This is a genomic window from Paenibacillus ihumii, assembly GCF_001403875.1.
In the GTDB taxonomy this organism is placed as follows: Bacteria; Bacillota; Bacilli; order Paenibacillales; family Paenibacillaceae; genus Fontibacillus; species Fontibacillus ihumii.
Map to the genome: position 1 here is coordinate 620,908 of NZ_LN884298.1, position 23,968 is coordinate 644,875.

18 protein-coding genes are annotated in these 23,968 nt (G+C 53.4%); 4 read left to right on the forward strand and 14 right to left on the reverse strand.

Annotated features, from left to right (window positions below):
* Positions 1 to 118: 118 nt before the first annotated feature.
* The 3 genes from BN2762_RS07595 to yycF are packed head-to-tail and all read right to left on the reverse strand — an operon-like array spanning position 119 to position 3,934.
* On the reverse strand, positions 119 to 1,399 hold the full coding sequence (locus tag BN2762_RS07595; RefSeq protein WP_055106403.1) for a YycH family regulatory protein: 1,281 nt from the start codon (positions 1,397 to 1,399) through the stop codon (positions 119 to 121).
* Positions 1,396 to 3,219, reverse strand: a complete 1,824-nt coding sequence (walK, locus tag BN2762_RS07600) for a cell wall metabolism sensor histidine kinase WalK (protein WP_055106404.1) — start codon at positions 3,217 to 3,219, stop codon at positions 1,396 to 1,398. The genes BN2762_RS07595 and walK overlap by 4 nt, the downstream gene beginning before the upstream one ends.
* A 1-nt stretch (position 3,220) precedes the next feature.
* On the reverse strand, positions 3,221 to 3,934 hold the full coding sequence (yycF, locus tag BN2762_RS07605) for a response regulator YycF (RefSeq protein ID WP_055106405.1): 714 nt from the start codon (positions 3,932 to 3,934) through the stop codon (positions 3,221 to 3,223).
* Between the two features lie 214 nt (positions 3,935 to 4,148).
* On the opposite strand from yycF, the gene BN2762_RS07610 reads away from it, so the two are divergent.
* The 4 genes from BN2762_RS07610 (at position 4,149) to BN2762_RS07625 (ending at position 10,456) form a co-directional block, all read left to right on the forward strand.
* Positions 4,149 to 4,835, forward strand: a complete 687-nt coding sequence (locus tag BN2762_RS07610; protein ID WP_055106406.1) for a response regulator transcription factor — start codon at positions 4,149 to 4,151, stop codon at positions 4,833 to 4,835.
* The gene (locus BN2762_RS07615; RefSeq protein WP_055106407.1) at positions 4,832 to 6,181 is read left to right on the forward strand and encodes a sensor histidine kinase; all 1,350 of its coding nucleotides are present in this window, start codon (positions 4,832 to 4,834) and stop codon (positions 6,179 to 6,181) included. Before BN2762_RS07610 ends, BN2762_RS07615 begins: the two co-directional genes overlap by 4 nt.
* A 109-nt stretch (positions 6,182 to 6,290) precedes the next feature.
* Positions 6,291 to 9,404 carry an efflux RND transporter permease subunit gene (locus tag BN2762_RS07620; RefSeq protein WP_055106408.1) on the forward strand — a complete coding sequence of 1,038 codons (3,114 nt, stop codon included), beginning with the start codon at positions 6,291 to 6,293 and terminating at the stop codon, positions 9,402 to 9,404.
* Positions 9,401 to 10,456: an efflux RND transporter periplasmic adaptor subunit gene (locus BN2762_RS07625; RefSeq protein ID WP_055106409.1), complete on the forward strand. Its 1,056-nt coding sequence runs from the start codon at positions 9,401 to 9,403 to the stop codon at positions 10,454 to 10,456. The genes BN2762_RS07620 and BN2762_RS07625 overlap by 4 nt, the downstream gene beginning before the upstream one ends.
* A gap of 94 nt (positions 10,457 to 10,550) precedes the next feature.
* Here BN2762_RS07625 and BN2762_RS07630 read toward each other — a convergent pair whose 3' ends face one another.
* The 11 genes from BN2762_RS07630 to BN2762_RS07680 all read right to left on the reverse strand — a co-directional run bounded on the left by BN2762_RS07630 (position 10,551) and on the right by BN2762_RS07680 (position 23,955).
* Positions 10,551 to 12,230 (reverse strand): peptidoglycan DD-metalloendopeptidase family protein, encoded by a 1,680-nt coding sequence (locus tag BN2762_RS07630; RefSeq protein ID WP_055106410.1) that lies wholly within the window; start codon positions 12,228 to 12,230, stop codon positions 10,551 to 10,553.
* Positions 12,231 to 12,470: 240 nt separating this feature from the next.
* Positions 12,471 to 13,316, reverse strand: coding sequence for a hypothetical protein (locus BN2762_RS07635; protein WP_055106411.1), 846 nt, complete (start codon positions 13,314 to 13,316; stop codon positions 12,471 to 12,473).
* A gap of 174 nt (positions 13,317 to 13,490) precedes the next feature.
* Complete coding sequence (locus tag BN2762_RS07640) at positions 13,491 to 14,777, reverse strand: adenylosuccinate synthase (protein WP_055106489.1); 1,287 nt, start codon at positions 14,775 to 14,777, stop codon at positions 13,491 to 13,493.
* A 270-nt stretch (positions 14,778 to 15,047) separates the two neighbouring features.
* Positions 15,048 to 16,409 carry a replicative DNA helicase gene (dnaB, locus tag BN2762_RS07645; RefSeq protein ID WP_055106412.1) on the reverse strand — a complete coding sequence of 454 codons (1,362 nt, stop codon included), beginning with the start codon at positions 16,407 to 16,409 and terminating at the stop codon, positions 15,048 to 15,050.
* 1 nt (position 16,410) lies between these two features.
* A complete protein-coding gene (rplI, locus tag BN2762_RS07650; protein ID WP_055106413.1) occupies positions 16,411 to 16,854 on the reverse strand; it encodes a 50S ribosomal protein L9 in 444 nt (147 codons plus the stop codon).
* Positions 16,851 to 18,839 carry a DHH family phosphoesterase gene (locus BN2762_RS07655; RefSeq protein WP_055106414.1) on the reverse strand — a complete coding sequence of 663 codons (1,989 nt, stop codon included), beginning with the start codon at positions 18,837 to 18,839 and terminating at the stop codon, positions 16,851 to 16,853. The genes rplI and BN2762_RS07655 overlap by 4 nt, the downstream gene beginning before the upstream one ends.
* Before the next feature lie 11 nt (positions 18,840 to 18,850).
* Positions 18,851 to 19,777, reverse strand: coding sequence for a DUF2232 domain-containing protein (locus BN2762_RS07660; RefSeq protein WP_055106415.1), 927 nt, complete (start codon positions 19,775 to 19,777; stop codon positions 18,851 to 18,853).
* 6 nt (positions 19,778 to 19,783) lie between these two features.
* Positions 19,784 to 20,086, reverse strand: a complete 303-nt coding sequence (locus BN2762_RS07665) for a MazG-like family protein (RefSeq protein ID WP_055106416.1) — start codon at positions 20,084 to 20,086, stop codon at positions 19,784 to 19,786.
* An 86-nt stretch (positions 20,087 to 20,172) separates the two neighbouring features.
* Positions 20,173 to 20,601: a CBS domain-containing protein gene (locus tag BN2762_RS07670; protein WP_055106417.1), complete on the reverse strand. Its 429-nt coding sequence runs from the start codon at positions 20,599 to 20,601 to the stop codon at positions 20,173 to 20,175.
* Between the two features lie 156 nt (positions 20,602 to 20,757).
* Positions 20,758 to 21,807, reverse strand: a complete 1,050-nt coding sequence (locus BN2762_RS07675; protein ID WP_055106418.1) for an LCP family protein — start codon at positions 21,805 to 21,807, stop codon at positions 20,758 to 20,760.
* A gap of 315 nt (positions 21,808 to 22,122) precedes the next feature.
* Positions 22,123 to 23,955, reverse strand: coding sequence for an oligopeptide ABC transporter substrate-binding protein (locus BN2762_RS07680; protein WP_055106419.1), 1,833 nt, complete (start codon positions 23,953 to 23,955; stop codon positions 22,123 to 22,125).
* Between the last annotated feature and the right edge of the window lie 13 nt (positions 23,956 to 23,968).

Genomic DNA, 23,968 nt, shown 5'->3' on the forward strand with positions numbered 1-23,968 from the left:
CCGCACGGATACCTTTCAAGCTGGCGAACATTCATTTTTGCGGTTTCGTTGTCCATACCTGTAAATTACGCACCTCTGCTTGTCCCCTGCGGAGCCTCTGATCCGGCACGCAATGCGCTTACTTCAGCTCATGCATCACACCGCTGCTCAGCTCAACGATCCATGCCGGTCTGAGCAGCAGCCCTTCCTGACTAAGCGAAGGAAGATAGGCCGGGAACAGATTAACGACGCCCTTCAGCTTACTGATCTTGTCCTTCAGCTCCTTGCCGCCGGACAGCTGAACGACCTGCTTGTCCCAATCGCCCGCCTTCACATACAGCAAGGAACGCTCATAACCCGTAATCGTCCCTTGGCGCATGGCAAGCGAAATCGTTCCGTAGCGGAACGAGCTGAAATCCATCACTGGAAAAGCGCCGAATTGCCCGTTCCCGAAATACTGGCGGAAGATGACCGAATTCATCTCGTCCAGGCCGTCCACCTGCTCCAAACGGTAGCTGCCGTTCCACCCGCCATGCTGATTCACGAAGTCGATCGCGGACAGCGCATTTCTGGCAGGGCTGTTCTCGCCTGCGGCCGGCGCCGCCGGATCGGTATAATTGATCCAGTTCCCATCCTGCTTTACCTGCAGGCTTCGCCTGCTGTCCGTATAAATCTCCGAGCCGTCCTTCTCCCGGATAATTCTCGTAATGCTCGGGTCAAAGAACAGGCTGCCCTGGATTTGCTCGGTCGAGAACACGCCTACCTTCAGCAGGGTCTCAACCATATCAATGGGCTTCTCTGGAACATAGTAGCCATCCTGCAGCGTATACGGAATCCAATCCTTGCCGAAATCGACCTGCTGCCTCACGTCCTGCACCGTCAGATCAGCCTTCGTTGCTTCATATACGACATCTCCATGGGAGCTGAAGAAGAACACGCGCGCGCGCTCCTCATTCTCCCCGTTATAGATCAACACCCGGTTAATGCTCTCTTCCTCGAACAACGAATCCGCCGAAATTTGCATCACCTTCTGCAGAAGCGATACGGGTACGCCGCTGCCGAACTGAAGCTCCACACCCGCATATCTGCTGCGGATTTCCGACCAGTTCATATTATCTACCGCGATGCGCTGGAACCCTTCGAACATCCGGCCCTTCAGGCGCGAATAAATCAGGTCGTAGAACATCGAATCGGGATAGAACACCGTATGCCGGTTATCGCCCATGTGGACGGATATTTGCGCGGGGAATATAAGCTCCTCCGCTCGCATCTCCGCTCCCATATTCTCGGTCTTGATATAATCATTCTCCGTCTTGACCACCGGGTTGCTGCCAGGCAGCCGATAAATCAAGAAATAACTCTGTACCAGGCTGCAAGCGACAAGAAAGGCAAGCAAGAGAGACTTCACCGTTTCCTTCACTGTCCTTCGCCTCCTTGATCCCGTGTAGGCAGTGTAAAGGTTACCTTAGTGCCTTCCCCCAGCTCCGAGTCCAATGTGATCGTGCCGCCATGAGCCTTCACAATTTCCCGGGCAATGGACAGACCGAGACCGGTTCCTCCCATATTGCGGGCCCGCGCCTTGTCCACCCGATAGAACCGTTCAAAAATACGCTCCAAATCGCGCTTCGGTATGCCAATTCCATTATCCTGAACGGATATGGCGATCATCCCGTCATCGATCCGGCGCGCCTCAAATGCAATCTTCCCGCCCTCCGGCGTATACTTCATTGCATTGGAGATCAGGTTGTCCAGCACCTGATCGATTTGATCCCGGTCCATCCAGGCCGTATCCACGCCTTCCTCAATAAAAATCTCCGGATGAATCCCCTTCTCCTGCATTTGGAAGGAGAAGCGGTCCACGACCTCCTCCAGCATTTCCAGCACCCCGGTGGATTGCTTGCGCAGCATGGCTTCCTTCGAATCAAGCCGGGATAAATGCAGCAGATCCGTAACGAGACGGATCATTCGCTCGGTCTGGTTCTGAATCACGGAGGCAAACCGCGGGCCAAGCTCCGGGTCCTGCAGGGCGCCATCCTCCAGCGCCTCCGTATAGCTCTTAATCGTCGTCAGCGGGGTCCGCAGCTCGTGGGAGACGTTCGCGACGAACTCCCGGCGGGAAGCCTCGAGCTTCTCCTGCTCCGTCACGTCCTGCAGCACCGCAATCGTCCCGCTCACGCCGAACTCCCGGCGGTGGATCGGAGTAAACGTTACGCGGATCAGGAACGTATCCCCTTCGGGAGAATCGATCTCCAGTATGGCCGAATGCATCGTTCCCCGCTCCAGCATCGCCCGCTCCTCCAGCGGCAAATGCAGCACCGTCATAATATCCATGCCGCTGATCTCCTGCTCCTGAACCCGCAGCATCTCGCTGGCCCGGCGGTTCATCAGGATAACCTGACGCTTCTCATCCGCAGCAATGACCCCGTCGCTCATATTGGTGAGAATCGAAGCGAGCTTCTCCTTCTCTTCCTCGTTCTGGGCGAGCGCGTCTTGGAGCCGGCTTGTCATATAGTTGAACGCCTTGCTCAATTGACCGATCTCATCGTTGCCGAGTATCGGCATCTTCTGATGGAACTGCCCTTCAGCCACCGCCGTCGCCCGCCGGGTCAGCTCCTTAATGGGCGATGTAATCGTATGGGAGAGAATCACGCCCAGCACGGCGGTCAAGGCCAGCGCCAGCAATATGCCAGAGATGAATATGCTGTTGATCCGCTCCATCGTGCTATAAAGCTCCGTCATCGACGCCGCAATATAGATGGCGCCCACCGTCTTGCCGTCCCGGACGACCGGCTTGGCCACTACCTTTTTGCGGACGTTATCTTCATCGATCATATATTCTTCATTGTCCCGTATTCCCTGCAGCGCCCTGCTGACTACGGTCTGCGTATTCTTCTTGCCGACGTAATCCGCATGCGACGGCTTGGAGGTCGTCAGAACCCGGCCGCTCGCATCGAGCACCTGGATTTCAGCGCCGTTAATATTAAATAAATTGTTGACAAGAACGCTCAAATTATCAAGCGATGCATCTGCCGATTCTCCGGTAACCCCCAAGTTCTGCGCAGCCAGTACCGATAGCAATGCCGCTCGCTCCTGCAGCTCCTTCGTAAAGTTGCTGGTCAGCGAGGTTTTCATTGCGCTCACGAAATAGACCCCGATCAATTGCATGGCGATCAGGATCAGAAGCACGTAAATGATGATCAGCTTAGCCTGGATCGTACGGAAGAAGGAGGGCAGATTCATCCTAGAATCCACCCGCCTTGGAGCTGCGCATCATATAGCCGAGGCCGCGCCGGGTCAAAATATACTCGGGCTTGCTCGGGTCGCTCTCGATCTTCTCCCGCAGCCGGCGAATCGTTACGTCCACCGTGCGAACGTCCCCGAAATAGTCATACCCCCACACCGCTTGCAGCAGATGCTCGCGGGTCATCACCTTCCCGGCATTCTTCACCAGGTAATGAAGCAGCTCGAACTCCCGGTGAGTCAGATCCAACGGTTCACCGTTCTTGTATACCGTGTACATGTCGGTATCGATGAACAGCTCGAACAAGCTGATTCCCTGCTTGCCTTCGGCGCCCTCCAGCTGAGCCGGCCGCTGCTGGCGCCGCATTTGCGCCTTCACCCGGGCAAGAAGCTCGCGCGCGCTGAACGGCTTGGTGACATAATCATCCGCTCCAAGCTCCAGTCCAAGCACCTTATCGATTTCCCCATCCTTGGCGGTCAGCATAATAATCGGCGTCTGCAGGCGGGCACGCACCTCTCTGCACACATCCATGCCGTCCTTTCCGGGCAGCATCAAATCCAGCAGAATCAGATCCGGCTGCTCGTTGAATGCCAGCTCTACAGCCTCGATTCCATCGAAAGCGACGATGACCTCGTACCCTTCCTTCTCCAAATTGAATTTCAAAATATCGGCAATTGGACGCTCATCGTCCACCACTAGAATTTTACCTTGCATTGCTGCGATTCACCCCAAACTCTCAGGCCTTGGCCACTCTTCCTCTATCTTACCATATCCTCAGTGTCATCAGCTATCGGGAAGCCTAGAGCAAATATTGAATGCCTCTGCCTAAAACTGTTACTCTATCATTGGCGGCAATTGCCCCAATCGCTTTAGATCATACATACATTCACTTATTTTTACCAGTCACTTAAGGAGGAAAATTAAGCCTATGACCACCATTATGCTCGTCGATGACGACCCCCATATACGCGAACTGATTTGTCTCTATTTATCGAAGGAAGGATTACGTCCCATCCAGGCTGAAAATGGCGCCATGGCGCTGAAAATGATGGAGCAGGAAATCGTTGATCTGGTTGTGCTCGACATCATGATGCCGGTCATGGACGGCTGGGAGCTGTGCGGCGAGCTGCGCCGCCTGTACCCGGATACACCGCTGCTTATGGTTACTGCGAAGGGCGAGACGGGGCAGAAAATAAAGGGTTTTGACCTGGGTGCCGACGATTATGTCGTGAAGCCGTTTGAGCCGCTCGAGCTGGTGGCCCGGATCAAAGTGCTGCTCAAGCGCTATAAAATCGCTTCTTCCCAAAGCATTCAGCTCGGGAACATTTTGCTCGACCGCAAAAGCTATAAAGTGATCCGTGGATCCGAAGAAATCATGCTCCCTCCCAAGGAGTTCGAGCTTTTGTTCAAGCTCGGAAGCTATCCGGGGCAGATCTTTACCCGCGGGCAGCTGATTGAACAAATCTGGGGTCCAGACTATACAGGGGATGACCGCACGGTCGACGTCCATATCAAAAGACTGCGCGAACGCTTTGCCGCAAACAGCGAGGAGACTCACTCCTTTCATATCGCCACCGTATACGGGCTAGGCTACCGCCTTGTGGTGGACAAATGATCAAATCGCTATACGTCCGTATCGTCGTGATGTTTCTAGTCGCCATTCTCGTCAGCCTGCTAACCTCCACGATGGTTATCGGCTATTTATACCAGCGTCAGATCCAGGATCAAACCCAGAACTACATGATTACGCTCGGCCAAAGCCTGATCCGGATTTTCGAGCGGGTCGGGTACGACCGCCGGGCCCTGGTGATGGACGACATCAAGGATCTGGCAAGTATGGTCAGTATGCAAATTTTTGACGGCTCCCTGTCCGAAGAGAAATACGGCTCGGATTCACTAATCGAGATAAGCCGGGAGCAAATTGAGCGCGTGCTTCAAGGGGAAATCGTGAAGGGAACTACCTCCGAAGGACATGCCTATGTGGGGCTGCCTTTCGGCCATCAAGGGCAAACCTATGCCATGTTTATCGATCCAAGCTCGAACAGCCAGGTCGGTTATCCGATCGGCGGCATGATCCTCACCGGAATCACTGTCCTGTTGGTGGGCGGCAGTCTGTTTTTTATCGTGGAAGCCGCCTTTCTGATCCAGCCTTTGCGCAGAATGACGGAAGCGACGAAACGGATGGCCAAAGGGGATTTCAGCAGCGAACTGAAAGCGCGGCGTAAAGACGAATTGGGCGTCCTGGTGCAGAGCTTTAACGAAATGCGGCGGCAGCTGCGGCAAATGGAGGAGATGCGCCAGGACTTCGTCTCTAACGTCTCGCACGAAATTCAATCGCCGCTCACGTCCATCCGCGGCTTCGCCAAGGCGCTGAAGGAGACCGATGCGCTTGGCCCTATGGAACGGGATCGTTATTTGGACATCATTATCGCGGAAAGCGAACGAATGTCCCGGATGAGCGACAACCTGCTGCAGCTGGCCTCGCTAGAGTCGAAGCATCATCCTTTCCGTCCCGTTACATTCCGGCTCGATGAACAGATCCGGCAAACGGCTGTCGCTCTTGAACCGCAATGGGCCGCCAAATCCATTGCGATCGATCTGGAGCTGCCCGTTGTGAAAATTTGCGGCGACCGTGACCAGCTGGATCAGGTGTGGATCAACCTGCTGGGGAACAGCATCCGCTTTACGCCGGTAGGCGGCAAAATCGCCATTGACGTGCGGCGGGGCATCCACCAGGTTTCCGTGACGGTCAAAGATACGGGAATCGGCATTGCGCCCGGGGATCAAGCCCAGATATTCGAACGGTTCTACAAGGCGGACCGCTCGCGCAACCGGGTTCATAATGGCAACGGGCTGGGCCTGGCGATCGTCAAAAGAATCGTGGATCTGCATCACGGCCATATCGAAGTGCGCAGCAAGCCCGGGGCCGGAACGGAAATCACCGTCACCCTGCCGTCCTAAGCAATATAGTTTCTTTGATCTATGCGAATTAAATTTAAAGTTGACTTCTTATTTATTCATACTCAGTTCACATTTATTCGGTAGTCTTTCTTAAGATAGGAGGATTACCATGAACAAACTAATTCATTTTTCCATGAAAAATACAGGCGCCTTGTTTATCATGATCATCATGTTGTTTGGCGGTGGCCTGTATGCTGCTGGGAAATTAAAGACGGAGATCATGCCGGACATCTCGATTCCCATGGTATACATAACGGCCCAATATCCCGGGTCTCCCAGCGACGTCATGGAGCAAGTAACCAGACCCATAGAGAAAAAAATAGCCAACATGGAGGGAGTTACCTCGCTGGACTCTACGTCAAGCGACAACTTTGCAACCATTATGGTCATGTTGACCGAAAAGTCCGACCCCGAAAAGAAAAAGCAAGATATTGAAAGCTTGCTGCAAGAGGTCAATCTTCCTGCTTCGGCCAGCACTCCGAAAGTGGCCACCTTCGGTTTCGCCTCAATTCCGGCTTATTATTTCGCCATCTATGGCGAAAATGGCATGAGCCAGACGGATCTGGATCAATGGTATGCCAATGAGATCAAGCCCGAACTGGAATCGATCCCCGGCTACGACCACATGGACGAAATCGGAGCGCGGGAGACGAAGCTTACCATCAAGCTTGATGCCGGGAAGCTGAACGCCTTTGGCCTTACTCCCGGACATGTATCCGGCCAGGTTCGCCAAAACCTCACTTCGCTGCCGGCAGGCGCCGTCGATCTCGATGGCAGCTCCTTGATGGCCCGTGTAAAGGGCGACACCAACAGCGTATATAGCTTGGAAAACATGGATCTGCTGACCGCAAACGGCACCCGGGTTCGCTTGAATCAGCTGGGCAAGGTCGAATCGATCTCGGAATCGGATTTCATAGCTCGCCTGAATCAGCAGCCAGCCATCGGCATCCAACTGTACAAAACGAGCGATGCCAACGCTGTAGATTTCGCGAGGGAAGTCGAGTCACTGTTCGCAGACTGGGAGCAGAAGCTTCCCGATATCGGCTTTAAGACGATTTATGACACTTCGGAACTAGTCAGTTCCTCCATTAGCGGAATGGTGCATGAAGGGCTCACCGGCGCGCTGCTGGCGGCGCTCGTGATCCTGCTGTTCCTGCGGAATATGCGCATGACTTTGATTGTCCTGGTCTCGATTCCGCTTTCAATCCTGATTACGCTGCTCGTTATGAATTCCTTGGACATTTCCTTGAACATTCTAACGCTCGGCGGTATGTTCATCGCGATCGGCCGGGTCGTGGACGACAGTATCGTCGTTATTGAAAATATATATTCGCATTTGCAGAAAGCGCAGGAGCGCGGCGAATCGGTCATTAAGCTGGCCACCCGCGAAGTCGGCGCAGCCATTACGTCATCCACGCTGACGACGGTTGGGGTTTTTGCCCCGCTCGCCTTTGTCAGCGGTATGGTCGGGCAATTATTCCAGCCGTTCGCGATTACGTTGTCCACCGCCATGCTGGCTTCGCTGCTCGTGGCATTGACGGTGATTCCGATGCTGGCGAAGGTGCTGGTGCTCCGCGGAGCCAAGATCAAGCATCATGAAGAGAAGGCTGGGCGTTCGACGGCTTTTTACCGCCGTGTCCTGGAATGGTCGCTGCGCCACCGGATCAAAACGCTGCTGGCCGCAGGATTTCTGTTCATCGCGTCAATTATCGGAACGCTGCCGTTCTTATCCATCACCTTGATGCCTGAGGAAGAGCCTCCGCGGCAGTTTTACTTCGTCATTAAGATGCCGTACGAGACTTCTTTGAAAACCATGGATGCCAAAGTCAAAGATATGGAGGATATTTTGCATCATGCGAAAATGTCCAATGGTCAGCCGCAATTTACCTTTACCGAATCGCTGATCGGATTTGACGGCTCCACGGAGGCAACACCTTACCGGGCGCAGATTTTCACCGAAGTCAGCGAAGGCAGCAACGTCAAAGCTGTTCAGGAGCAGTACAAAAACATTTTAATGGCCGAATTGCCGGTAGACTCTGAACTGGACGTTAGATCCCTGGAGGGCAATTCAGCAGGCGGCTCCGACTTCCAATATTCCTTGAAGGGGGACGACCTCAATCGGCTGGTTGAAGCTTCCGCGCTGCTGAAGGAGAAGCTGAAGGACTTTCCGGAAATTAAGGAAGTGGAGGACTCCCTCAGCGATGCCAAGAAGGAGCTTGAAATCGAAGTCGATCAGAACAAAGCTTGGCAATACGGGCTAAGCGCCTCTACGGTACAGCAAACTGTCGCCGGCTGGCTGGCCGAGGATGAAATCGGTGATGTCAAGCTGGATAACATCACTTACACGACAACGGTCCAACTGGATAAATCGGGCATCGATACGCTGTCCAAGCTGGGGGACATTCCGTTCCATACGGGGAGCGGCTCCATCGTTTATCTGAAGGAAGTGGCGAAGCTGAACATGATCAATGCCGCCTCCAGCATTCAGCGCAACGACCAGGAACAGGTTGTGAACATTACCGCCAAAATCGACAGCCAAAACAAGGGCGGCGTTGCCGTTCAAGTGGCGATGGCTCTGGATCAGGTCGAGCTTCCTGACGGGGTGTCGCGCGAAGTCGGCGGGATTAACGAAGATATCGGAGAAAGCTTCTCCCAGCTGTTTGTCGCCATGGCAGCGGCCGTATTTATCGTCTATCTCATCATGGTTATTGCTTTTGGCAATTTGAGCGCACCGTTTGTCATCCTGTTCTCGCTGCCGCTTGCTGTAATTGGCGGTTTACTTGGCCTGTTGATCAGCGGCGAAGCGCTGAGCATCACCTCGCTGATCGGCTTCATGATGCTGATCGGGATCGTCGTGACCAATGCGATTCTGCTTATCGACCGGACGCAGCAGCTCCGCGACGAAGGCTACACCGTTCGCCACGCCTTAATCGAAGCGGGCATGCTTCGCCTAAGACCGATTATCATGACGGCGGTCGTAACGATGGTTGCCATGCTGCCGCTTGCGCTTGGTTTTACCGAAGGCGGAGCTATCATTTCGAAAGGCATGGCCGTCGTCGTGATCGGCGGGCTCGTTTCATCGACGATTCTGACGTTGGTCGTCGTTCCGGTCGTCTACGAATTGCTTGAATCGTTTAAGAACCGGATGGGCCGTTTGTTCCGCAGAGGAGGCCGAGTCGATAAATCATCCGACGACATCAGTGAGGGAGTGGTAAGTCAATGAGAAACAAAAGATGGATCCAAGTTATGATGGGCAGCGCGTTGCTGGCCATGGCCGGAATGGCCCTGTCCGGCTGCAATGCCCCTAAGGAAACGCAAATGGACGTGCAGCAGGCCGTTGTTCAGAAGCCGTCTGTCAAGATCAGTGAAGTTCAAAAGAGAAGCATTGGTGCGCCGCAGGAGACGGTAGCCGAAGTGATGGCTTCAGCGGAACGGGATATTGTAGTCAAAGCGAGCGGTGACGTGCTTAAAGCGTTGAAAAAGCGTGGTGATCAGGTCAAACAGGGGGAACTGCTGTTTGAACTGGATCCGGCCGATGTACTGCTGCAGAAGCAAAAAGCGGAAATCGGGCTCCGCACGGCCCAGAAAAATCTGCAAGAGGGCCAGTTTGCCGGGCAAGACGATGTGGATGCCCTGCAGCCGCTGAAAGATCAGATTAAGCTGGCACAAATCGATATCGAGCAAATCAACCGCACCTTGGACAATTATAAAGTGACTGCGCCGATCAGCGGCATCTTGACCGATTTCTCGATTGAGCCCGGCATGACCATAACCCAAGGGGCCGTCGGCAAAATTCAGCGGATCAACCCGGTCAAAATCAAAGCGAACATCACGGAAGAAAACGCCAAGCTCCTGAAAGGCAAAACCGAGCTTTCGTTCTATGCGAGCGATCAGCCGGAACAGCTGCTCCAGGGAAAAATCGTCTATTTCGCGGACATTATGGACACCATGAACAGAACCTATGAGCTGGAGCTGCAGGCAGACAACGCCAATCTGGCGCTTAAGCCCGGAACCAAGGTGCAGCTGCGGCTGACCGATGAAGCGGAGCAGGAAGTGCTCACCATCCCAACTACGGCGATTATCCGGGAAGAGAGCAACACCTACGTCTACATTTTCTCCGGCGGCAAAGTCGAGAAACGGCAGGTGGAGCTCGGACGCCTCAACGAACTGCATCAGGAGGTCATCGGAGGCTTGGCCTCGGGAGATCAGGTCGTGGTATCAGGTCAACACCAGTTGAAAGACAAGCAAGAGGTCGAAGCTGTTGCGGCGAATTGATATAAAAAAATGGCCTTGCGTGACGGTGCTCCTGAGGGAACACCGGCCGCGCGGGCCATTTTTATTTGAACATGACTTTTTAACTGCCTTTATACTATAGATATTTCATCGGATTTTGCACGTTGCCGTTCTTATGAATTTCAAAATGCAAATGCGTCCCGGTAGAGCGCCCTGTGCTGCCCATAACCCCGATTTTGCTGCCCTTCTCTACGATGTCGCCCTTCTCTACGCTGATCTTGCTCAGATGCCCATACAGCGTCTCATATCCGTTATTATGATTGATGATGATAACATTGCCATAGCCGGATTTGACGCCTGCGAAGCTGACAACTCCTTCATCCGCGGCAAGAATATTCCGATTCGAAGAGACGAGGTCGACGCCTTTATGCGTTCGGCCCCAGCGCTCGCCGTAGCTGCTCGTCATCCGAGCGCCGGATACCGGCCATGCGAACTGGCCGCTTCCCTCACCGACGATCTTTGTGCCTTTGATGATGATCCGCGGCGACGATGCCTTAATGACCTCATGGCCAAGCCATTCCTCGGTGACCACCTCGCCATTCTCTTTAGTCAGCCGATATTCCATGATCTTCAGGCCGCTTTCCCCTTCGGCCACCACCTTGGACTCGCCCGCCTTCATATCCGCACTCTTCTGAATGATTACTTCGGGCTCGGTGACGATTTCCTCGGATACCAGCTCCACCGTCTTTACGGTAAGCGCAGGCTTCAACGCCTTTACGTTCAGCTCCGTACCGATCTGCATTGTCTTCTCCTGAACGCCAGGGTTATTCGCGAACAGTTCCTTCTGGGTCACCCCATAGCGCTTGGCGATAGAGGAGATTGTATCCCCCTCGCGAACCGTATAGGTGATCACAGCCTCACTGCCTTCCGTGATGCGCTGCACCGCCTCCTCGGCGCTCAGCACCTTGTTCGGATCGGTCTTCACGGCAGCCTGCGTAACCTCCTCCACAATCTCAGCGGATTCCACCGTTACGCCGTTTTTCTTCTTGGCCGCGTTCGGATTGCTGCTCACTAATTTAATTTTGGAAGCCGCATTATTGGAGGAAGTGTCCGGTGCGTATTTCCCCTTCACCTGCTCCAGAATCGCGTTGGCCGTAGCCTGATCCTTCACGATCGCTATGGTCTTGCCGTCGACCTTCAGCTCTACCCCGCGGGAATAACCCGTCAGCCTCTCACTCAGCTTGGCGAGGGTCGCGTCCGCATCGATTTTGGCTTTATACTTCTTCGCTTCGACCGTTGTAATGCCTTTCGTATTAACTACCATATCCGCCTGCGGGTATTTCTCAGCGTACTCCTGCCCCTTACGCTTGTAGAGCGCTAACAGCTGCTCCTCGCTCTCGATCTCCCCGATCTCCTCGTTGTTGATCATGACGCGGTAATAAGTCACCGTATTCGCCTGCACATATTGATATCCCGCCAGGAAGGTGCCTGTCGCAAGGACGGCTGCTATAGCCCCGATTTTGATTCTCCGTAATCTCATACCCTGCCGATCTGTAATCAGGCCATCTGTGTTCAAGCCAGCTGCATCGATACTGTTTGTATTCATAGTATCCATGTTTGTGCTCTCTATGTTTGTACTATCAATGTTCATACTATCAATGCTCGTGCTATGAATACTCTTGCTCTCTACGCTCACACTATCTATTTCGTCTTGCTTGGTCGCCGCTAGATTATGGTTCGGCCTGATGCTCTGAAATACACGCTGAAGCCGCTTCGTAAGCTGACCGAGCCCGAGTTTTCCCCTGAACCCTTTCATGGTAAATCTCCTTTTCTAGTAGACACTATTCGACAGAAAATAGTTTCAAAATTTTAACCATTAATCGCTATCGTTTACTTTAGCATACGAGCGTCTTGAATTTCAACTCTGTTCACAAATGCCAAAAACCCGCTCCAAGAGCGGGCTTAACGTTTTTTTGCTAAATTAACCAGCAGGTATTTTATTTACAATTCTGTGAATGGAATCGCTGTCATACTATATTGTTAGTGCATTATCCAATTATTTTTTTAGTATTTCCATGACCTTAGCGTACTGCTCCTTATCTAAATGCTTGGATAGAACTTGCTGAATTTCTATCATTTCAGCCTCGGTCAACCCGCCCTCCATTGCCGCAGTCATCTTCTGCATTTCGTCCTCCGGAAGCTTAGCCATCAGAATGTTAAAAATTTCTTCCTTTTGCTGATTGGGCAGTTCATCCTTCTTGGCTAACAGATCCTCCGGCGAAATAACGACCGCCTGATCCTGGCTCCCGAGAGCCCCCTGCTGCGACTGCTGGGACTGCTGCGATTGCTGTGATTGTCCGGACGCCATACCGCCCATTACCGGAAGTGCGTCCTCGGGAATACCTTCCCCCGTGTTCATGCCATCGCCATCAGGATGCTCAGATCCGCGGCCCGATCCACGGTCATCTCCGCCGCCATTGCCGTTTGCAGCCTCATTGCCTTGCACGTCATCCCTTCCATTCGCATCTCCGCTCATTTGCCCGCCGGCAGCCCCATCCGTGCCGGGTTCCCCATTCTCGCTTCCCCCAGCGCTGCTGCCGATGCCTGGATTGACCCTGGCGCTCTCTTTTCCATTGTCCGAACTGCCCGAACCCTTGTCCAAGCCATTACCGCCAGCGGTCCTGTTTCCTGTGCCTTTACCTGTGCTCCCTTTCCCTCCAAAGCCCAGCATCCCCTTCATCATGCTTCCCAAGCTTAACGATTCCACTTCGAGAGGTATGTTATAACTGCTCAGCAGCGACCGAATATACCAATTGACGACATAACCCGTCGTAGCGACGGTTAACATGCTGACGATGACTACCGTAATCGATAGCTTCGCCAGCCAGGCAGCCCATCTCATCTTATTCCTCCTTCTACTTATCCTACCTACCAGTATGGACGATAGAAGGCCGATTCAACCTCCCGATGCAAGAAAAGAACAGCAAAAAAAGCCGCCCGGAGCAGACGTTCTCCACGAACGCTCCAAACGGCTAAATGTTATGACGCTTTCGAATCAATTATATGGCATGCCGCCTTATTCGAAAATTGGCAATACCTGGTTCGTCTGATTGCGGTTCCGGCCTACCGAGAAGATCGCGATCGGAATGCCTGTCAGTTCAGACACGCGCTGTACATAGTTCCGCGTTGTCTCCGGCAGATCGGCCAGGGTCTTCGCCCCGGTGATGTCCTCGGACCAGCCTGGAAGCTCCTCGTAGATCGCTTCGCACTCGGCAAGCATTTTGAGGCTGGCCGGATAATGGCTGATGACCTCGCCGCGGTATTTATAGCCGGTACAGATTTTGACCGTCTCCAGCCCGGTCAGTACATCCAGCGAATTCAAAGATAGCCCGGTCAGGCCGCTCACCCGGCGGGCATGGCGCACGACGACGCTGTCGAACCAGCCGACACGGCGCGGACGTCCCGTAACGGTGCCGTACTCGTGCCCGGCCTCACGAATCGCGTCGCCTGTCGCATCGTCCAGCTCCGTCGGGAATGGACCGTCCCCGACACGCGTCGTATAGGCCTTCGCTACGCCGATGACCTGATCGATCTTGGACGGGCCGACGCCGGAACCGATGCAGACCCCGCCTGCGGACGGATTCGAGGAAGTCACGAACGGGTAAGTGCCCTGGTCGATGTCCAGCATCACGCCCTGCGCGCCTTCAAACAATACTTTACGCTTCGCATCGATCGCATCATTCAAAATCACCGACGTGTCCCGGACATACGGCCGGACAATCTCCGCATACTCTAAATACTGCTTCAGCACTTCCTCCACGTCCAGCGGCTCAGCGCCATATACCTGCTCGATGATATGGTTCTTCTCCTTCATAAGATGGCGCAGCTTTGATTCGAACTCCTCCGGATCGAGGAGGTCGGCGATACGAATGCCGTTACGCGCCGCCTTGTCCATATACGCCGGCCCAATCCCTTTGCGCGTCGTACCGATCTTGTTCGGCCCCTTCCGGTCTTCCTCCAGAGCATCCAGAACCATATGATAAGGCATAATGACATGGGCCCGGTCGCTGATGACCAGATTATCCGTCGAGAACCCATTGTCCTGAATATAGTTGATTTCCTCGATAAGGGCTGCCGGATTGACGACCATCCCGTTACCGATGACGCATATTTTGTCCTTATAGAAAATGCCCGATGGAATTAAGCTCAGTTTATACTTCTTCCCGTCAATAAGTATGGTATGACCGGCGTTGTTGCCGCCTTGATAACGGGCTACCACATCCGCGCTTTCCGCGAGATAATCCGTGATTTTCCCCTTACCTTCGTCTCCCCATTGCGTTCCCACAACGACTACTGTTGACATGTATATTCCCCCGTCGGTGCGTAAGGCACCCGAATTTGCCTTGCTTGAATTCCATACGTCAGGTTCGCTTATGACGGCGGCTGCCATAACGATAACCGCCTCAAAAGCCGCTGCAGCTTCCTTTGATCTCGGGCAGCAATACAAGTGTAACAATTGCGTTTTTCAATGTCAAATTAAAAGACGAACAATCACGAGTATAAAATCGTGATTGTTCGGGATCTGGCATGAAAAATTGTAATATAAGGACAATGCCGCTATTTAATTTATAATTTACCCCGCAAACGCATCGCTATGCGCGCGTTCATAATTCGCGAATTTATTGAAGTTCTTCAGGAAGACCAGCTCCACTGTTCCTACCGGGCCGTTACGCTGCTTAGCGATAATGATCTCGATGATATTCTTCTTCTCCGTTTCCTGATTGTAGTAATCATCACGGTACAAGAACGCCACGATATCCGCATCCTGCTCAATCGAACCCGACTCCCGCAGGTCGGACATCATCGGGCGCTTGTCCTGCCGCTGCTCTACGCCCCGGCTGAGCTGGGACAAGGCGATGACCGGCACCTCGAGCTCCCGGGCGATTTGCTTCAGCGTACGGGAAATCTCCGATACCTCCTGCTGCCGGTTCTCCCCCGGCTTGCCGCGCCCGTGAATGAGCTGGAGATAGTCGATGACGATCATCCCGAGGCCCTTCTCCTTCTTGAGCCGGCGGCACTTGGCGCGAATATCGGCCACCGTTACCCCCGGCGTATCATCGATATAAATTTCCGATTCCGACAGAGCGGCGATCCCCATCGTCAGCTTGGACCAGTCGTCGTCGTTCTTGAAATCCCCTGTCCGCATAACCCCTGCGTCCAGGTTCGCCTCCGCGCAAATCATCCGCTGAACGAGCTGAGCCGCCGACATCTCCAGACTGAAGATCGCGACGGTCTCCTTGGCCCGAACGGCGACGTTCTGGGCGATGTTGAGGGCAAACGCCGTCTTGCCGACGGACGGACGGGCCGCGACGATGATCAGATCGTTACGCTGGAAGCCGGACGTCATCCGATCCAAATCGACGAAGCCCGAGGGGATTCCCGTGGTATTGCCCCGGTTTTGGTGCAGCTCCTCCACCTTTTCGAACACTTCCATCAAGACGTCGCGAATCGCGATAAAGCCGCTGCCGGATCGGCTGTTCGATATCTCGAGTATCTTCCGCTCCGCATCGCTCAGCATGCCGCCTACGTCCTCGCCGCCGGCATAGCCCTCGCTGACGATCTGCGTAGCCGTCCGGATCAACCGGCGAAGCATCGACTTCTCTTCAATGATCCGGGCGTAATAATCGACGTTGGCCGCCGTTGGCACTGCGTTAGCCAGCTTAGCCAGGTAACTGACCCCGCCGATGTCCTCAAGCTGCCCGCGGTCCTGAAGCTTGGAGGTTAGCGTAATCAGGTCGATCGGCTGACTCTCCTCGCCGAGCTGAACCATGGCGTCATAGATTAATTGGTGAGGAGGGTCATAGAAATCTTCCGTCCGCACCCGCTCCATGGCGGTAATCAGCGCTTCTGATTGCAGCAGTATCGCCCCAAGCACCGCCTGCTCCGCTTCAAGATTCTGCGGGGGAATACGGTCGAAGAATTGATCTCCCGCCATTTTACTCCTCCGTTACTTGAACCTTGAGCGTCGATTTCACGTCAGGGTGAAGCTTCACAGGAACCTGGGTAACGCCAAGCGTCCGGATCGGCTCCGCAAGCTCGATTTTGCGCCGGTCGATCTTCACGCCCGCTTTAGCCAATGCTTCGGCAATTTGCTTGTTCGTGATCGCGCCGAACAGACGGCCGCCTTCTCCGGCTTTAGCCTGCAGCGTGACCGTCATTTCCTCCAGCTTCTTGCCCAGCTGGATCGCTTCTTCCTTCTCCTGGGCTTTGCGCTTCTGTTCCGCCGCATTCTGAACCTCAAGCGTCTTGACGTTGCCTTCGGTTGCCACTCGCACCAGCCCCCGCGGAATCAGGAAGTTCTGTGCATAACCTTCGGATACGTTCTTGATTTCCCCTTTTTTGCCTTGACCCTTCACGTCTTGCAAGAAAATAACTTTCATTCGAATAACCCCTCTTCCTTTTCTATTTCATCCAACACTTCCAGCAGCCTTCTCTCCGCTTCAGCCTGGGTTCCTTCCAATTGCACTGCAGCGTTCGTCAGATGCCCTCCGCCGCCCAGCCGCTCCATCACGATCTGCACGTTCATATTGCCCAATGACCGGGCGCTGATCCCGATCAAGCCATCCGGCCGCTCGCTAATCACGAACGAGGCCAGCACATTCGTCATGTTCAGCAGCGTGTCAGCCACCTGGGCGATCAGCAGCTGAGGAATCTTGCGGTTCGGCTCCGTTACCGCCAGAGCGATATGATTATAAATCATGCGCGCATGCTTTATAATATCGGCTTTTGCGATATATTCCTGCAGGTCCTCCTTGAGTACCCGCTGCACCATCACGGTGTCGGCGCCAATCCGCCGCAGGAATGCCGCAGCCTCGAACGTGCGCGACCCGGTATGCAGCGCGAAATGCTTCGTGTCCACCGTAATTCCCGCAAGCAGCGTGGTCGCCTCCAGCGGGCTGAGCTCGACCTTCTCATGAATGTACTGCAGCAGCTCGGTAACAAGCTCGCACGCCGAGGAGGCATACGGCTCAAGGTAGACGAGCACCGCATCGTTAATGAATTCCTCGCCCCGCCGGTGATGATCGACGACAACGACCCGGCTGGCCTCTTCGACCAGTCTAGGCTCCATCGTCATCGATGCCTTATGCGTATCGACGACGATCAATAGCGTATGCTCGGTCATGATGTCGAGCGCGTGCGCCGACGTGATGAAGCGGCGATGCAGAGGCTCTTCCTTCTCGATCCGTTCCATCAGGCGGTCGATGCCCGGATTCTTGTCGTCGAGCACGATATGCGCCTCGACCTGGAACATATCCGCCGCCTTCAATACGCCGATGGAGGCGCCGATGACGTCCAGGTCCGGCATGCGGTGGCCCATAATAATGACCCTATCGCTCTCCTGCATCAAATCGCGGAGAGCATGCGCAATGACGCGCGCCCGCACGCGCGTCCGCTTCTCTATGGCGCCCGACTTGCCGCCATAGAACGAGAGCCGCTGACCGGCCTTCACAGCGGCCTGGTCCCCCCCGCGCCCGAGCGCCATATCCAGACTCGACTGGGCGAGTTCGCCCAGCTCGCTGTAGCGCTCGGTGCCGGAGGCGAGGCCGATGCTCAGCGTCATCGGCACCTTCAGGTCCGCGGTCATCTCGCGGACCTCGTCCAGGATCACGAACCGGCTCTGCTCCAGTTCGTTCAGCGATTTTTGATTCAGCATCATCAAATATCGCTCCGAGGACAATCTTCGCAGGTAGACCCTGTACTGCTTCGCCCATTCCGTCAGAACCGTGGCCACGCGGGCGATAAGCGCGGTCCGCTGCTGATCGTCCATCCCCTGGGCCGCCTCGTCCAGGTTGTCGAGCATCACGATGCCCAGCGCGGCCTTCTCATCCTCGTATCGGTCGCGAAGACCCGCGAACGCGGTTATGTCGTGAACGTAAATCAGGCGCTCATCATGCAGCACCGTCAATTCGTAATGGCGGTCTGCTACGACCGCCTCGACCGTAGAGATTGTATTCACAGCCGGATCCTTCTTGTCCCGGGGAGGGTGTGGAGGCACCGTTGGAAGCAGCTCTGTCAGCGGCTGCCCAACGACGGAATCCAGACAGAACATTTGGTTCACGAAGCGGTTATGCCACTCTACCGTCCGTTCCTCGCTGTACAGCAGGATGCCGAACGGCAGCCGGCTCACCGCCTCGCCCTCTACCCGTTTGATCCGGTACGTCAGATTGGTCACATAGCGAACAAGCTCCTTGCGGAAGCGCCGCTCCGCCTGCAGCATGACGTAGGTCAAGCCGCAAACCAAACACAGACTGATCAGGCCCAGGATCCAATTGTAATACGAGATAAATATGACGAGCAGAAGCTGCAGCGCAAACACCCATACGCTCTGATAGCCGTGCCAACGTTTTTGAAGTAAATTAGGCATGATTTCTCACCCTATCGTCTTGATCTCGTAATTATCTCACGCAGCGGTGTAGCGATATCCAGGATCCCCACGATTTTCAGGGGAGGAACAAACAGCATCACTATGATCAGCAACACCGGAATCGCCGGGTTCCACTTCTTATGATAAGCCAAGAAGAAGAAAAAGCTGGCTGCCTGAATCATAAACAAGAAATTAAGCATCGGCGACAAGTTGAGAAGCACCGTGCCGACGAAGCTGTCCATAACAGCAGCGCCGCCGAACAGCATAATCAATACCGTAGCCAGGTAGTACCAGATCAGCGCCCGCGGCAGTCTCCAGTCCCGCACCGGCGGGAAGCTAGGCACCGCATATCCGAGGCTGCTCAGGATCGGCCGGGCAATCATATGCGTCACTGCTGCAAGCAGGAACGAGCCCATGATCATTGTGAATGGAGTCATTCTCGCGGCCAGGCTGGAGAGCTCCTGCGCAATCTCCGGAGTCCATACGAGATCGGCAGCGATCAATTCGTTGTCGGCCATATTCTGCATCAGGGTCGTCATCGTCGTCAGCGTCTCTTCGATCGAAGAGGCCAGGTTAAAATCATAAATGACGGTAATGGCGAGGAAGGCCAGCAGAAATTCCAGCAGAAGCGTTCCCGTTCCCATTACAACCACCTTGAGAGCGGACGCCCTTGCCTTGTACAGATATCCCATGACCAGCACCGGAACAATGAAGAAAATAGCCAGAAGAATAATCACGGGATTCAGCAGCAGAAGGAATGCTGCCGCCCATACGACTGCGATGTGAAATAAGAATGCTCTCAGCGATAACGTTGCGTAGAGGATGACGCCGGGCAATAACATAACGAAAATCGTGATAAAAGAAAAAGGCGATGCAAACGACAGCAGGAGCAGCAGATATACTACGCTCCATGCAATCGAGGTCCAGCGTAAATTCAAATGGGTTCACCTCTTGCGCAAATGTTCTTGCAATGTAGAAATATCCTGATACCAATCTTCCAACTGGTGCCCTTCTTGCTCATGCTTCTTCAGCTTTTCCAGGATATGATCGTCCATATCCTTATAGGATACGCCAAGCCTGCGTCCTAATATGTAAGAACTGACGATCAGACTGGCGAGACTGTCACTTACCCGTGTCGTGCTGCCTTCCCACAATGCCTTGAATAAACGGGATACGTGATCGACTACTTCCGTTTTGAGCCACTCAATCACTTTGGCGCGTTTGGCCACATCCATTTCTTTCTGCATGGCGGACAGCTTCCACCCTCCCTGAAAAAAGCTTTATTCTTCATTATAGCATAAAGCAATTCCTTCCTATGAAGCAAACCTTGCCTCTAATTTTTGGGAACGGATACATCCCTCGTTACAAACCGCTCGCAATACTCGATGATCTGGCTGCGTCGTACAATGCCGATGAACCGCCCCATATCATCAACCACGGGCACGAAGTTCTGCACCTTGGCGAGGTTGATCAGGCCTTCCATCGCCGCATCGATGGATACCGGCCTGTTGTTCATCTTGAGCGGGACGTCCTTGAGTAGAAATTTAGAAGCGTTCTCAAAAGTCACCTTGCCTCCGGAATTCTTCATGTACCACAGCAGATCTCCCTCGGTTACAGTGCCGACGTAGACGCCATCCTTGCCGATGATCGGCACGGCCGTATATCTGTGGTATTCCATTCTCTCTAAAGTTTGCCTGAGCGTAGAATCCAGGGTTACGGTAACGACGTCTTTTTTGGGTAGTAGAAAAAACGCGATATTCATATATAAAAGTCCTCCTCTGCCCTTTTCAGACTCTCCCTATTGTTACGATGCACAGCAGGATTTGTTCCATTACAGGTGCGAAATCGGCAGCCGGGGACCGGACTGCCGAATAAGGTTACGATTCTGTAGAGACTTAAATAATATCCATATAAGAATTTATGGCTGCTCGCTATTCTGCCCTTCTTGGGCCGATTGTGCATCAGGACTTAGCAAATCCTCTGTCTTCGTATTCGGATTCGTCCAGCTCTCAATCAGCTCCCCGGCAAAAGTTACGTCTTCTTCATTGGCTTGAATATAATAAACTCCGTTCTTGCGCATGCCTTCACCCATGATGGTAAACCCGTTGATTTGCGGCGCCTGGTTGGTCAGCAGTTGCTTGGACAGCTGAATAATGAAGCTCGGAGCCATATCCGTCTTGAAATTCTCCCCCAGCATATCCATTAAATCAGGGATCTTTCCGATTTGGTCCAGCTTCAGCATGCGATCGACCAGAGCGTTCAGGAAGATCTGATGCCGCTTCGTCCGGTTGAAGTCGCTGTCCTCCCGATATCTGACGTAATTAAGCGCTTCCTGACCGTCATACAACGGCTTGCCCGCCTTAATCGTGAATTTCTCATGGTCCTTGTGCTTGTTCACGATATCCTTGTCGATCGGCAGCTCGATTCCGCCGAGCTCGTCTACAACATTCCGCAGGCCCTCAAAATTAATGGCCGCATAGTAATCTGCGGGATAACCCATGAAATTCGCCACGGTATCCTTGGTCATCTTGGCCCCGCCGAATGCATAGGCATGGTTGATCTTGTCGTCCTTGTCCCGTCCGACGATTTCGGTATACGTATCTCGCGGGATCGAGATGAGCAATACCTTGGAGTCCTGCGGACGCACGACAGCATAGATCAGTGTATCGGAGCGCGCCGGTTCATTCCCCCGCTGGTCGATGCCTAGCAGCAAAGCGGTAAATGGCTTCATCTCTTTGGCGGCAACGACAGGCTTGGGCTTCTCCCCTTCGATCGGGGAATATGATTTCTCCAGCTGCTCCTCCACCTGCCCCGAGAGGAACAAATCAAATGCCATTAATGCTAACGGCTTGCGGAATGTATATGCTCCGGCTCCGACGATGATCAGGACCAGCAGCGTGATGAGCAGGCCTCTAAGTCTGCTGCGCTTCTTCGTTTTATCTTTGGCTCTATTTCTTCGTTCTAACATCATATGCCTCCCATGGTTTGTACTATAACGGCTCTCCCTCACTGCATTTCCAGTTAAATACGGTATACAGCCGCAATACCAGGTGTCTTCAATTAATTGTAAACCGTAGTCCTCGGCAAAAAACTACAAAATAGTAATTAAACCGAAAATACTAAAATTACTCTACCGCTTCGTACTATACCATAAACCGGTTTTTGCATACAAATATGTTGTTGGAAAAACACCAAAAAAATCCCCCGCATTCCGCGGGGGACTCGCTTGGTTAATCCACTGCTTGATCGTTTCTATTACTTCGTTTTGTGCACGTCGGCTCTTCTATTCTGCAACAAACGGCTTATCCTGCGTCACCGCCAGCTCATATAGATAGATTCCCGTTCCGTCGCCGATGGCATAATTAAGAATTCTCTTATTCACAGGCACAATCTCGGAACGATAGAGCGTCGGGAACACTGGAACTTCCTCTATCATAAATTGCTGCCATTCTTTATAAATAGCCTTGCGCGTCGCTACATCGAAGGCTTTCTCAGAGACCCCTTCTGCCAGAAGACGGTCGTTCTCCTCGCTGGCGTATCTTGAGAAATTATACAACGCATCCCGTCCGTACAGTCCTGCCGGGTCAACATCAATGCCTACAGTCCATGCGCCTTGATACACATCGACATTAGGATCATCCTTCCCGTTATTACCGATACGATCATAGAAGGTGTTGAATTCAACCAGCTCTAGATTAACGTTCAGCCCGATCGCATTCCAGGATTGAACGTAATAACGGGCCAGCGGCTCCGCGATGTCTCCGCCCGTCATCGATAAGAAGTTGATCACCAGCTCGCTGCCGTCCGGCTTGGTGCGGAATTCGCCGTTTTTCTTGTATCCGGCCTCATCCAGGATTTGATTGGCTTTCTCAACATCATACGCAATTCCCGGATTGCTAGCATCGTGAAACTCCGGATGGGAAGGCGGAATGAGCGTCGTCGCATTCCAGCGCAGGCCATGGTAGAAGCGCTTGCCTACTTGGTCGTTATCCACCGCATGCCACATCGCTCTGCGCAGGTTCACATCCGCCATTTTGGCATTAGGATCCGGGGCAACTACCTTGTTCTCCTCATCCCATTTGCCCAGCTTGAAGCCGATGTAAGTATAGGCCCGATCGATAACACCCAAATATTCTACATTGGACATATTAGCATTGTCAGGGAACTGGTCAATTGGGAATGAATCCACCAGGTCAACCCCGCCCGACTTCAATTGCTGAACGACCGTTGTCGGATTAATGACCTTGAGCACGACTTTATCCAGATTCGGCTCTCCCCGCCAATAATCGGCATTCTTGGTATAAACCACGGATTCCCCCGGTACGATGCTCTCTACCTTAAAAGGGCCGAAGCCGATCGGCTTCTCGCGAACCGCAGAGGAGGAGGACATTTTGGCAATTTCCATATCGCCGAATATGTGCTTCGCAAGCGGATAGGTCCAGATGCTGCCCGTCAATAAGGACGGCGTGGATTTAATATACGTAATTTGCAGCTTCTTATCGCTCAACACCTTAATGCCGGAGATTTTATCGGCTTTGCCTTCCCGATATTCGAGCACTCCTTCAATATTGGTAAAATCCGAGCCGTAACGCGGGCCGTCATAATCCTTATGTGTAATGACTTCATGGGCAAACTCCCAATCCTCCGCCGTTACCGGCTTGCCGTCATGCCAGTTGACATTATCGCGAATGGTGAACGTAAAGGTTCTTCCGTCCTCTGATACCTCATATGTTGCTGCCCCATCGTTCGTAAAGACATAGTTCTTATCCCATGCTAGGAGCGATTCATCGAACCACCCCAGCACTGCCGCATCCGGAGCGCCGGAGGAGAAATTATAATTTAAAATACCTTCAAATGGCGTATCTGACACCAGGCCGTAAGTAATCGATCCCCCTTTGATCGGCTCCCCTTCATTCGTCTTGACATTACTGAAATCCTCAATGGAGTACAGCCCTTCCTCTTTCGGCTTGTTCTCGCCCTCCGTCTGGTTCTGTGTGTTGGTCGGACCTGGCGGCTGAGCTCCCTCGTTCCCTTTGCCGGACGTACAGGCAGAGAGAACAATCATGAATGTAAGCAATAGCGGCAGCAGCATTCGTGGAGTTAACTTTCTTCCCATAGCATTTCCTCCC